This window comes from Flavobacterium restrictum, from assembly GCF_007097245.1.
GTDB classification, from domain to species: domain Bacteria; phylum Bacteroidota; class Bacteroidia; order Flavobacteriales; family Flavobacteriaceae; genus Flavobacterium; species Flavobacterium restrictum.
The window spans coordinates 1-12,766 of record NZ_VJZT01000017.1; the positions used below are offsets into that span (position 1 = coordinate 1).

Genomic DNA, 12,766 nt, shown 5'->3' on the forward strand with positions numbered 1-12,766 from the left:
AAATCCCTAATCCGTCTAATTCCATACCCTAAAATTAAACCTTTTTATAACTTTCCACTAATTTAGGCGAAGAACCACAAAAATCTTATTTGATAGTATTTTAAATAATGAATTTCACGTTTTTTATTCAAATGTAACAGAAGATGAATTAATAAATGCACCAAAAAAAGTAAGAGAATTATTAAACTTAATGCCTAACGAAAATAAAACGAGAATTGAATTAACCGAGGAAGCTGTAACGTTAGGAGATACTTACATTACTGAAAATGTTGTTGGCAAAACAAGTCGTGAAGATTGTTTTCACATTGCTTTAGCAACAATCCATAATGCCGATATTTTGGTCAGTTGGAATTTTAAACATATCGTAAACGTAATGAGAATAAGAGGTTACAATGCTGTAAATTTAAAGTTAGGATATTCAACAATAGATATTCGTTCACCAAAAGAAATCATAAATTATGAAATCGAATAGATTCACGATTACCAAAATTAAAATATAAAGAGATGAGTAAAACTAAAGAAAAAGCAATCAAAGGTTTTAAAGCTGTGAAGTTTATGCGTGAAGTTCGTGACCAAATAAGTATCGAAATTAAAGATATGAATTTTAACGAATTAAAAAAATATTACGAAGAAAGACGTGTAAAATTAGCAACAAAATAAAAGCTTAAAAACAAATAATGGCGAAATTTATACAAAGTATTGTCGATGAAATAATTGACCAGTATTTATATGCAGATGAGACTAATAGACCTTGGATAATCGGTTTTAGTGGTGGAAAAGATTCAACTGTAATGTTACAGTTGGTGTGGAAAGCTGTTGAACAAATCAAGCAACTTACAGGAATTGTTAGACGTGATATTTATGTGGTTTGCAACGATACAATGGTTGAAAATCCTGTAATAACCGAATATGTTTACAGAGTTTTAGACAAAATTGAATTCGCAGCAGTAAAACAAGATATTCCAATTTATATCAAGAAAACAATACCAAGATTAGAAGATTCTTTTTGGGTTAATCTAATTGGAAAAGGTTATCCTGCTCCAAATAATGCTTTTCGTTGGTGTACTGAAAGATTAAAAATTAAACCAACATCACGACTTATGTTAGAACAAGTTGATGAATTTGGCGAAGCTGTAATTTTAATCGGAACACGAAAAAAAGAAAGTGCAAGTAGAGCAAAATCTATGAAAAAGCACGAAATAAAAGGAAAGCGATTAACCAAACATCCAACCCAACCAAATACATTTATGTATGCACCGATCCGAAATTTGGATTTGGAAGAAGTTTGGTACATCATAAATACAATGGAATCGCCTTGGGGTGCAGATAATGCAGAACTTTTTAAAATTTATTCTGATGCAAGTGCAGACGATTACGAATGTCCAACTGTTGTAACAAACAAAGAGCATAAATCTTGTGGGCAAAGTAGATTTGGTTGTTGGGTTTGTACTGTTGTGAAAGAAGACAAATCAATGACAGCTTTGATTAACAATGGTTTGACTTGGTTAAGTCCTTTGTTGAAATTTAGAAATGAATTAGCCGAAGAACGAAATCTAATTGAAAACAGATTACCAACAAGACGAAATAAAACAGAAGCAATAAACCAAATGGGTAGCTATACACCTATTTACAGAGCTGATGTTTTGAGAAGATTGTTAGAAACTCAAAAGGAAGTTCAAATTACAAAACCGCATATTGAATTAATCGCAGCTTAATGATCAAAGATTTATCATATTATGTTCATTGTTTTACAAGTTTAAAACGAGATAATAAAAATGGTGGTGCACCACATAAACCGATTTTATTATTAAGTCTTATCAATTTATTTGAAAAAGATTTTTTTCATAATAATGAAATAAATATAATTCCAGAACTCGTTGCTTCGTTTAAAACAAATTGGACAAAATTGGTTAATTCAAATCATCATCCAATATTTGCATTACCATTTTATCATCTGAATTCCGAACCATTTTGGAAATTAATTCCAAATTTAGGATGTGAGAAATGGATTGAATCGAAAGGTTCAATGCGAAATTTTACAAATCTTACAATTGCAGTTCAATTTGCGTTAATTGATATCGAATTATTTCAAATCTTATTGATTTCAGAAAATAGAACTATTTTGAAATTATCAATTTTGGATAATTATTTTCCCGAAACAAAGTCAAATTTTGGTTCAAATAATAATGATGACGATTTACCATCGATTTTAATTCTACAAGAAAGTTCAGAAGTTTATCAAAGAAAAATTATTCAATTAAGAAAAACTATCGATGAGAACGCTTTTCAAGAAGAAGTTTTTATAAGAAGTGGAATTTTTAAAAGAGAAATTCCCAAAATTTATAACAATTCTTGTGCAATTTCAGGTTTAAGAATTGATGCTATTTCAAATATTTCAATGATTGATGCTTGTCATATCGTTCCTTTTTCAGAAATATATGATGATACTTTAATAAACGGAATTGCACTTTGTCCAAATCTTCATCGAGCATTTGACAGAGGAATAATATCAATTTCAGACGATTACACAGTTTTAGTCAAGAAAAATTTTGTTGAAAATTTAAACTCTACATTAAATCTTTCACAATTTTAAAATCAAAAAATACAACTTCCTCAAAATACAATTCATCATCCATCTTTTGAAAATTTAGCGCAACATAGAAAACGTTTTAACTTTTAACTTTTTCAAGAATTAAATTCTAAAATTGAAAACTTACAAGTTGATTTAAAAGATTTATTTGATTTAATTCCTTTTGGTTTGGCAGGCGAAGTTTTAATGGAAACTTCAAACCAACTAAAAGCGGAATCTGATTTTAGAAATAATAAATACGTTCAAGATAATGTTATTGAAAAAACAAATAATATACTTGACGATTTAGAAAAAGAGAAAAAGGATTTTCCAGCAATAATTCCAAAAGATATTAGAAACTTTTATGAAGAACAAATTACAAGACTTGTAAAGAAATATTTTTTTAGCGAAATTCAAGATTTACCGAATAACTTTGAAATGCTACATGATTTCCAAGATGCTGAAACAAACGAATTAAATCATTTAATCAATAACTTAAAGCACACTTTTAAAGATGTTTACACAAGGATTTATAGTGAATATTCAAAAACAAAAAATACTTTAGATTCTAAAAGAAGAAAAATTAGAGATGCTGAAAAAGATTCAGAAGATGAATATGTTTCAAATTTAAGAAGTGAAAAAGAACGATTGGATAAAAGAGTTACATCAATTGAAAGCGATGTGGAATTTTCTAAAATCAAAATTCACGATTTAAAAAACACAATAAAAACTCTAAAACAAAGACAAGAAGATTTAAGAAAGAAAATTGACGAATCAAGAAGTTATAGTGAAAAAGACCAAAAAGCACACGAGATAATAAGCTATTTGAAAATTTTTATAAAATCTTTCAAAGAAGAAAAAAAGAAGTCTTTAGAAGAACGAATGTTGAAAGAACTAAACATTTTGTTACACAAAAAGAACTTTATTAATAAAATAACAGTAGAAATTAGTCAAGCAGGCGACGATGTAAATATTAATCTTTTCAATTCTCGTGGAGAAAAAATTGATAAAGGTTCTTTATCAATGGGCGAAAGACAAATGTATGCTTCTGCATTATTAAAAGCATTAGTTGACGAATCTGATATTGATTTTCCAGTTTTTATTGATAGTCCATTGCAAAAATTCGATAAAGACCACGCTGAAAATGTTATTAAAGAATTTTATCCAAATGTTTCAAAACAAGTTGTTTTGTTTCCTTTGTTTCACAAAGAATTGTCTGAAAAAGAATTTGCTTTATTGAAACCAAAAATTAGTAAGACATTTTTAATTCACAACTTAACTATTGACGCTTCTGAATTTAAAGAAACGCAACCAGACAATTTCATTAACACATACAACGAATTATATGCAAATTAATATAAAAACTTCTGAAAAAAATAAAGAAGTTGTTACTCGTTTAACAAACAAAATAGCGAGTAGTAGCGAAAATGTAATTGCAAGAATTGCTCTTGGTTATTCTTTACAAAATGGAAGAAAATTTGCAAACTCTGAATTTAACATCTACGATTCAAAAGGAAAAGAATATAAAGATAGAACACTGTTTGACGATAAATACCCAAATTTTTACATTGCATTAATTTGTCAACGATATGGTATTTACAAGACAAATGAAGCTATTCCAAAATATGTAAAATTACATATTGATCACGGTTTGGAATTAATGGATGCTATTTTTGAAAACAGCAACAATTATACTTTTTTTGATTTTTTAATAGAACATTTAGATAAAGGTATTTCATATCTCGAAACAGTTTCAGTTAACTATGATGCTGTAAAAAATAATAGTCAAAATATTGAGAAAACATATTTTCAAGAATCTATTAATTTAAAAGTTGGTAGAACTCTTAAAACTAACGAAGAAATTAATTTTGGATTTAATAATACAAAGCAGTACAATAATTTCCATATTGCTGTTGCAGGAGCATCAGGCACAGGAAAAACGCAGTTTGCTTTAGAATTATTAAATCAAATTACTAAAGAATCTAACAATTTAGTAAACTTTATCTATTTAGATTTTAAAGGTTTAAAAGATGACGATTTAAAAACCTTTCAACCATTTTTTGACAAAACAAAAGCAACATTTATTGATGCTCCCAACACAAAATTTCCAGTTAATCCAATTTCATTTATCGACAGTATAAATGAGAAAAACAAACAAATGGGAATTGATAAATTTGTTGAAATTATTTGTAAATATTCAAATCTAGGACAAAATCAAAAAAGAGCATTGCGTGATGCAACAAATGAAGCATTTACAAACTTAAAGCCAAATGAGTTTCCAAGTTTTGCACAAATCAATGAAAACCTGTTAGAGATTTATGAAAAACAAGATACTTTAACTGCTATCATTGAGGATTTAAGTAGGTTTGATGTTTTTGAAACAAAACAAAAAGGCGGTTCTTTTTTAAATTCTAATATTTATCTTTCATTGTCAGGAGATTTATCTGATTCAGTTCGTTTTACATCTTTATTTCTTATCATAAATTACATTTATAATACGTTTATGAATATGGAAAATACGCCTATAGAAAATGGTTTTGCAGGAATTAGATATGTAATGCTAATTGACGAAGCACACGTGATTTTTAAAGAGAAAAAATACCAACCAATATTAGACAAACTTTTAAGAGAAATACGTTCAAAAGGGGTTGCAATTATTTTACTTTCACAAGGAATAGAAGAATATAATCAACCAGGTTATGACTTTTCAAGCAATTGTGAGAGAACATTTTTACTTGATATTAAAGATAAATCTAATCTAAAATCAATAAATAAATTTTTAGGATTTACCGAAAAAGAAGGAATATCAACTGCAAGGAGTTTGGAGAAAATCGAAAAAGGACAAGCAGTTTCTAATATGAAAGAATTTAGCAAAGGAGAATTAATAAAACTGAATCAGTTCGTAAAATATTAGTAAATAGAAAAAAGTATTCGAAAAAGTTTTTTTGTAAGTTTATTCTAGTGTTTAGAATTGATCTAGTATTTTATATTCAAAAGCCTGATTCTAATGATTCAGGCTTTTTTTTGCACTCTATTTTTTTGTAACTTGTGATAATTAAATATAGATAACAAAATAAATAAATAAATTATGGCATTTGATATTAAAATGATCGAAAAAGTGTACGCCAACATGACAAGTCGTGTAGACAAAGCACGGGAACTAGTTGGACGTCCGCTAACATTGACCGAGAAAATTTTGTACAGCCACCTTTGGGAAGGGCAACCTCTTCAAACCTATACAAGAGGAGTAGATTATGTTGACTTTGCCCCAGATCGAGTGGCGTGTCAGGATGCCACGGCTCAAATGGCGTTGTTGCAATTTATGCATGCTGGCAAAAAAACAGTTGCGGTACCAACAACCGTGCACTGCGATCACTTGATTTTGGCAAAAAATGGAGCCGAAAAAGATTTGGCTGTGGCCAATACGCAATCCAAAGAGGTTTTCGATTTTCTGTCTTCGGTTTCGGATAAATATGGAATTGGTTTTTGGAAACCCGGTTCAGGAATTATCCACCAAATCGTTTTAGAGAACTACGCTTTTCCCGGAGGGTTGATGATTGGTACCGATTCGCATACCGTAAATGCGGGTGGATTGGGAATGCTCGCCATTGGTGTGGGTGGTGCCGATGCCGTGGATGTCATGTCGGGAATGTCGTGGGAATTGAAGTTTCCAAAATTAATAGGGGTAAAATTGACTGGAAAACTATCGGGTTGGACAGCTCCCAAAGATGTCATTCTAAAAGTAGCTGATATTCTTACCGTAAAAGGGGGAACTGGAGCTATTGTCGAATATTTTGGCGAAGGCGCAACCTCGATGTCGTGTACAGGAAAAGGAACTATTTGTAATATGGGAGCCGAAATTGGTGCGACTACCTCTACTTTTGGTTATGACGAATCGATGCGAAGATACCTTTCGGCAACGGGTCGCCAAGATGTGGTTGACGCTGCCGATAAAGTAGCTTCATACTTAACTGCCGATCCCGAAGTGTATGCTAATCCCGAAAGGTATTTCGATCAACTCATAGAAATTAATTTATCCGAATTAGAACCACAAATCAACGGGCCCTTTACGCCAGATAGAGGAACGCCAGTCTCTAAAATGAAAGAAGAAGCTGCCGCAAACGGTTGGCCAATAAAAGTGGAATGGGGATTAATCGGTTCTTGTACCAACTCTTCCTACGAAGATATGGCGCGTGCGGCCTCTATCGTAAACCAAGCGGTTGCATTAGGAATTAGCCCAAAAGCGGAGTTTGGAATCAATCCGGGTTCGGAACAAATACGTTATACCATCGAAAGAGATGGAATTATTGCCACTTTCGAAAAAATGGGAACCAAAGTATTTACCAATGCTTGCGGCCCTTGCATCGGACAATGGGACAGAGCAGGAGCAGACAAGCAAGAAAAAAACACCATCGTACACTCGTTCAATAGAAACTTCTCTAAACGTGCCGATGGAAACCCAAACACCCACGCCTTTGTAACTTCGCCCGAAATGGTAGCGGCACTAGCCATTGCAGGCCGTTTGGATTTTAATCCCATTACGGATACTTTGATTAACGACAATGGGGAGGAAGTGAGATTGACCGCTCCTTTTGGCGATGAATTGCCCAAAAGAGGTTTCGCAGTGGAAGACAATGGTTTCCAAGCACCCGCAGTCGATGGTTCGGGAGTGCAAATTGTGGTAAGCGAAACCTCGGATCGCTTGCAATTGTTAGCACCTTTCGAAGCTTGGGACGGAAAAAATATTTTGGGAGCCAAATTATTGATCAAAGCTTTCGGAAAATGCACCACCGATCATATTTCTATGGCGGGACCTTGGTTGCGTTTCCGTGGGCATTTGGATAACATTTCGAACAATATGTTGATTGGGGCAGTAAACGCTTTTGGACAAGCGACTAACAAAGTGAAAAACCAATTAACAGGGGATTTTGACACCGTTCCTGCGGTGGCACGTGCCTACAAAGCAGCGGGAATTGCTTCGGTTGTTGTGGGCGACCACAATTATGGCGAAGGTTCTTCTCGGGAACACGCTGCCATGGAGCCTCGTTTCTTGGGTGTGAAAGCCGTTTTGGTAAAATCATTTGCGCGTATTCACGAAACGAATTTGAAAAAACAAGGAATGCTGGGGCTTACCTTTGCCACCGAAACCGATTACGACAAAATTCAAGAAGACGACACCATCAATTTTATCGATTTGGTTGCTTTTGCACCCGGAAAACCATTAACATTAGAATTCGTTCACGCCGATGGTTCAAAAGATAGTATTTTGGCAAATCATACGTATAATGCCAGTCAGATTGGTTGGTTCGTGGCGGGTTCAGCCTTGAATTTAATTGCCGCCGAAGCGAACGTATAAGTAATTTTAATTTTTTTTTATAAAAACGCTTCAGGAAACTGGGGCGTTTTTTTTGGCTATTGTATGGGGATTCCTAACGGAACCAACTCACATTAAGCTAAATGCTAAAATACGTTTAGTACCTTTTACAGGCTGCTATTTTATCTGTTTCGAATCTACTAGTCTTAATTTATATTTTTTTTTAAATAAATCTTTTTTTTCTTGTGTATTTAAATTTTGTCCGTATCCGTAAAAACGTCCGTAAGATGATAAATGTAAAATTCTACCTTGATAAAGCTGATAAAAGTAACAGATATCCTATTCATCTTGTTTTGCATTCAAAAAATTCAAAAGTCAAAGTTGCAACAGGAGAAAAGATATTGAAGGATGATTGGGATATCGAGAATCAATTAGTTGAAAACTCGGATGAATCATATAAATCAATCAATAAATTCCTCAACTTTCTTAAGAAAGAAGTTGAGAAATATTTTGATACTGAATTGCATACTAATTTTACAGACAAAAAAATTAAAGAAAAATTAAGTACATTGATTAGTAGTAGAAGAGAAAATACGGGCTTAAATATAGTTTCTGAACCTCCGGCAGAATATGAAACAAAATCTAAAATTACTTTTGTTGATTTGTTTGCTGGGGCTGGTGGTTTTAGCGAAGGGTTTCTTCAAGCTGAATATGGAAATAAATATTATGATTTTAGATTGGCAAGTGATATCAATGAAAATTGTGAGTTGACACACTTGGCTAGATACTATTACCAACTTGGTTTAGATGCTGAATTTCTTCGTCAAGATATTACAGAACCCGATTTTTTTAGATAATTTCTTAAAAAAAATAGGTCAGAAAGAAGTTGATATTGTTTGTGGCGGACCTCCTTGCCAAAGTTTTAGTTTGGCTGGTAAAAGAAAAAAGTTTGACAAGAAAGTTGATTTATTTGCTCACTTCCTAAAAGTTATAAGACAATTACGTCCAAAATATTTTGTAATGGAAAATGTCAAAGGAATTTTGACAAAAGAACAAGGCAAGATCAAAGAAATGATTCTTCAAGAAATTAGATCAATAGTTGATTTAAAAGAATTTAATCTATTGATTTTTTTTGTTGCTCAACTCAAAAAAACAGAAATTGAAAATTCGTTTATTTTGGAATGTTATAATTTACGTTTGCAATTTGAGAAAACTACAGACAAAGAATTAGATTCACTGAAAAATAGTTATATCAATAATTTAGAGAATAAATTTAGATTATTGACCCCGAAAATTGTTGATTACAAAACAAGTAAAACGGATAAAAAAATTAGTACTATTCGTCACGTTTTCAATCTTTTGAAACGTGTTAAAGAATTGGAATACATTAGAAAAAGAGTTATTAATGAAAAAGCATTTTCTAATTTAGATAATGATTTTTTTGCGGATGATTTTGATTCCTTTTTAACTTCAATTGAATCTGAAACAATCATTGAAAAAATTCACACCGCTTTCAATAATTTAAAACCAAATCCAGCTTTTTTGGATGATGTACAACAAATAATTTCTGCACTTGAAATTTTTGATTACTCGTTTGATGAATGCGTAAAAGGATTAAGTTCTTTTGTCGCAAAGGCAAATAAAGAGAAAGAATTTGAAACTATTTTATCCAAAATTAGACTTTATAATATTGAACAACCCTTTGTAGCATTAGCATCAAACTATGGGGTTCCTCAAAATCGCAAAAGAGTTTTGTTCATTGGGTGCAGAAAAGACCAAAAACTAATAAATGATATTCCTGCTACGGTAAGACACAGTGAAAAAAGTTAATGTTTTTGAAGCTATTTATGATTTAGATTTTGTTAGAAATGATGATGAAAAATTTAATTATGAAAAAATAGATTTAAAAACACAGTACAATGGTTCTACTGAAAAAATGAAAGCATTAATTCAGAAAAGGAATATTGACGGTAAGCCCAATGAAAATGAGGGATTAAGCTATTCTGAATGGTCAAAAAAAGGAAGGTTAAACAGTCGATTTATAAATGCAAAGAATCCTTTTTATGTGAGAAATTTTGAAGAACTTCAAAACGCATTAACCCACTTGGTTGCTCCATTGCAAAATCATAAAACGAGTAAGCAAAATGAAGATGTCATTAAAAGATTAGATGTCATTTTAAAATCTGGAAATTATGAATCTCCAAAAGCAAATCTTAAAGAAATTGGTTTAGAATCTGATAAAAGAAGTTATACCGTATTAAAACCTGAAGGACAAAGTTCTACAATCATGACTATTGCAGACGATTACATGCATTATTCAAATTCTATAGTATTGATTGTGAATGGAATGGTAAGACTTCAATCGTTCGACGATTCATTTGTTTTTCAAGGAAAACGTGAATTTGAAAAAAACCAAAAATGGGAATTTAAAATAGTCAGATGGAAATGGTTTCAGATTCGACGCCAGCTTTATTTGCATGAGCAATAGCTCTTTCAATTTTAAAAAACATTCAATAATTCTTCTATTATAATAAATTCTTGCCATCCAATTCCAGTTCTCAATCCAAGTAAAAAAGATTTTTTTTCGTTTTCGGTATCAAATTTAAATTTTGATATATTTTCAATTAGACCATCTAATTTATTTGTATTTTCATATTGTCTAACTTCGTTTTCTCCAAAAAGAATTAATACATTTGTTTTTTTCATTTTATTTTAAGTTTGATAACAAAATTAAGAATTTCAAAACAATTTTATGGCGGAATTTCCAAAAAGAGAATATTTTTTTAAACCCGTTTTACAAGCAATTCAAGAATTAGGTGGTTCAGGTACAAATGATGAGATTAACTCAAAAGTAATTGAAGTTTTAAAAGTATCAGATGATTTGTTAGGAATAATGCATAAAGATACCAACCAAACAGAGTTTGAATATCAAATGGCTTGGGTTAGAACAATGCTTAAAAATCAAGGACTTTTAGAAAATTCACAAAGAGGTGTATGGTCTATAAGTTCAAGTGGTGATTTTACATCAATAAAAGTTAAATGGGATAAGCAATTAGAAAATTTGACTAATCAAGAAGTAAATAATGATGAAGACTGGAAAGAAAGAGTTATAAATGTAATTACGGAAAATTTATCTCCATCAGCTTTTGAAAGATTAATTCAAAGAGTTTTGAGAGAAAAGGGCTTTACATAAGTTGAAGTAACTGGTAGGACTGGCGATGGTGGAATTGATGGCAGAGGAATTGCAAAAATTAATGGAATTTTAAGTTTTCACATTATTTTTCAATGTAAAAAATATCAAGCTAAATCTAAAGTTGGAGCAAAAGATATTAGAGATTTTAGAGGGGCAATGGTGGGTCGGACTGACAAAGGATTATTTATTACTACAGCATCTTTTACAAGAGATGCAATATTGGAAGCTACCCGAGATGGTGCTCCAGCTATTGATTTGATGGATGGAGAAAAACTTGCCGAAAAATTAAAAGAGTTAAACCTAGGATTGAAAGTTGAATTAAAAGAATCTGTTAAAGTAGATGCGGATTGGTTTACAAATTTTGAAAAAAATGTATAATTAATTCAACAAACCAAAGATTCCCATGCTGTTCCGCTTGCAGATAATTCTACTTGCCACCTCCTGTTGACTTGAATATATCTGAAAGATGGTCTCTCAAATTCAAAATTTCATTTTCAGAATAGTTATTCCCTAAAAGTCTTATGATTTCTGGTTGCCAAATTTCCCAACATTTTTTATAAGTAGGTGTGCTAAAAACATTTTCAATTGCTAATTTTCTTAATTGTTCTGGGACTGTATTATGCATTTTTGTTAAATCTTAATTTTGGTAAATATCGTAAAATTTAGTTTTGATTGTCAACTTACAATAACAATTAAATTCTAGCAATAGTTTTCTTTTTTGCTGTTCTTTTAGGACTGTCTGCAACTTATTTATAATTCTAATCAATCAATCTCATTATCCTCAAAATAAAATCACTTTCACTAATAATTGATTTTCAAATATATAACTTAATACCGAAAATACTGATAAAAAGGTATTAAGTTTTAGTTCATTTTTCAAAACTAAAGCCTTTTAAAACAACAACCTTACGTAAAACCATAAATACAGTCTTTTTTTTAAAATAATAATTTCCCAAGTTCCAGTATCAGTAAAAAGTGTGCTAGTGCGATGTGTCCCGCACGTACAATGTCATTAAGTTAAGAAATTGCTTTTTTTATTTTCATATAGATTTCGCAGATTTACGCAGAAAAAAGAGGAAAAAATCTGCCGAATCTGCTAAATCTGCGTGCTGATTTTATAATTTTCTCCTTAACCTAATGCCATTGCCTGCTTGCACCAATAAACCAGTATTCCAAAATAGATTTTAGTCTCATTTTTCCTTTAATAACAAGAACAGCTAAAGACAATAAAAAATCCGTCTTCATCTGCGTTTTGCCCTAGCAATCCGTTTCATCTGTGTCTATTTTCCTTCAACAACAAGAACAGCTAAACACAATAAAAAATCCGTTTTTATCTGCGTTTTGCCCCAGCAATCCGTTTCATCTGTGTCCATTTTACTTCAACAACAAGAACAGCTAAACGCAATAAAAAATCCGTTTTTATCTGCGTTTTGCCCTAGCAATCCGTTTCATCTGTGTCCATTTTTCCACCAACAAAAAGAACAGCTAAACGCAATAAAAAATCCGTTTTTATCTGCGTTTTGCCCTAGCAATCCGTTTCATCTGTGTCCATTTTACTTCAACAACAAGAACAGCTAAACGTAATAAAAAATCCGTCTTCATCTGCGTTTTGCCCTAGCAATCCGTTTCATCTGTGTCCATTTTACTTCAACAACAAGAACAGCTAAACACAATAAAAATCCGTTTTTAT

At 31.5% G+C, this 12,766-nt stretch carries 13 protein-coding genes and 1 pseudogene; 12 read left to right on the forward strand and 2 right to left on the reverse strand.

Annotation, left to right across the window (positions count from 1 at the left end):
• Positions 1–190: 190 nt before the first annotated feature.
• The 10 genes from FNW21_RS13785 (at position 191) to FNW21_RS16585 (ending at position 10,371) form a co-directional block, all read left to right on the forward strand.
• The gene (locus tag FNW21_RS13785; protein WP_144257339.1) at positions 191–472 is read left to right on the forward strand and encodes a PIN domain-containing protein; all 282 of its coding nucleotides are present in this window, start codon (positions 191–193) and stop codon (positions 470–472) included.
• 32 nt (positions 473–504) lie between these two features.
• The gene (locus FNW21_RS16370) at positions 505–660 is read left to right on the forward strand and encodes a hypothetical protein (protein WP_185963937.1); all 156 of its coding nucleotides are present in this window, start codon (positions 505–507) and stop codon (positions 658–660) included.
• A 17-nt stretch (positions 661–677) separates the two neighbouring features.
• A complete protein-coding gene (dndC, locus tag FNW21_RS13790) occupies positions 678–1,715 on the forward strand; it encodes a DNA phosphorothioation system sulfurtransferase DndC (RefSeq protein ID WP_144257340.1) in 1,038 nt (345 codons plus the stop codon).
• Positions 1,715–2,593, forward strand: a complete 879-nt coding sequence (locus FNW21_RS16565) for an HNH endonuclease (protein WP_235889638.1) — start codon at positions 1,715–1,717, stop codon at positions 2,591–2,593. The genes dndC and FNW21_RS16565 overlap by 1 nt, the downstream gene beginning before the upstream one ends.
• A 165-nt stretch (positions 2,594–2,758) precedes the next feature.
• Entirely contained in the window at positions 2,759–3,925 is a 1,167-nt protein-coding gene (locus tag FNW21_RS16570; protein WP_235889639.1) for a hypothetical protein, read from the forward strand.
• A complete protein-coding gene (locus tag FNW21_RS13800; protein WP_144257341.1) occupies positions 3,915–5,483 on the forward strand; it encodes a DndE family protein in 1,569 nt (522 codons plus the stop codon). Before FNW21_RS16570 ends, FNW21_RS13800 begins: the two co-directional genes overlap by 11 nt.
• Before the next feature lie 174 nt (positions 5,484–5,657).
• Positions 5,658–7,925, forward strand: coding sequence for an aconitate hydratase (locus FNW21_RS13805; protein WP_144257342.1), 2,268 nt, complete (start codon positions 5,658–5,660; stop codon positions 7,923–7,925).
• A gap of 245 nt (positions 7,926–8,170) precedes the next feature.
• Positions 8,171–8,740: a DNA cytosine methyltransferase gene (locus tag FNW21_RS16575; RefSeq protein ID WP_235889640.1), complete on the forward strand. Its 570-nt coding sequence runs from the start codon at positions 8,171–8,173 to the stop codon at positions 8,738–8,740.
• Positions 8,691–9,713: a DNA cytosine methyltransferase gene (locus tag FNW21_RS16580; RefSeq protein WP_235889641.1), complete on the forward strand. Its 1,023-nt coding sequence runs from the start codon at positions 8,691–8,693 to the stop codon at positions 9,711–9,713. The genes FNW21_RS16575 and FNW21_RS16580 overlap by 50 nt, the downstream gene beginning before the upstream one ends.
• Positions 9,700–10,371: a hypothetical protein gene (locus tag FNW21_RS16585; protein WP_235889642.1), complete on the forward strand. Its 672-nt coding sequence runs from the start codon at positions 9,700–9,702 to the stop codon at positions 10,369–10,371. The genes FNW21_RS16580 and FNW21_RS16585 overlap by 14 nt, the downstream gene beginning before the upstream one ends.
• An 11-nt stretch (positions 10,372–10,382) precedes the next feature.
• Here FNW21_RS16585 and FNW21_RS13815 read toward each other — a convergent pair whose 3' ends face one another.
• On the reverse strand, positions 10,383–10,589 hold the full coding sequence (locus tag FNW21_RS13815) for a hypothetical protein (RefSeq protein WP_144257343.1): 207 nt from the start codon (positions 10,587–10,589) through the stop codon (positions 10,383–10,385).
• A gap of 46 nt (positions 10,590–10,635) precedes the next feature.
• Here FNW21_RS13815 and FNW21_RS16440 point away from each other — a divergent pair, with 46 nt between their 5' ends.
• Both FNW21_RS16440 and FNW21_RS16445 read left to right on the forward strand, forming a co-directional pair.
• Complete coding sequence (locus FNW21_RS16440) at positions 10,636–11,076, forward strand: winged helix-turn-helix domain-containing protein (RefSeq protein WP_221932064.1); 441 nt, start codon at positions 10,636–10,638, stop codon at positions 11,074–11,076.
• A gap of 12 nt (positions 11,077–11,088) precedes the next feature.
• Positions 11,089–11,454 (forward strand): annotated as a pseudogene (locus FNW21_RS16445) (restriction endonuclease); the annotation flags it as partial.
• Positions 11,455–11,503: 49 nt separating this feature from the next.
• Here the strand turns inward: FNW21_RS16445 and FNW21_RS13825 are convergent.
• Positions 11,504–11,701, reverse strand: a complete 198-nt coding sequence (locus FNW21_RS13825; protein WP_144257344.1) for a hypothetical protein — start codon at positions 11,699–11,701, stop codon at positions 11,504–11,506.
• Positions 11,702–12,766 lie beyond the last annotated feature (1,065 nt).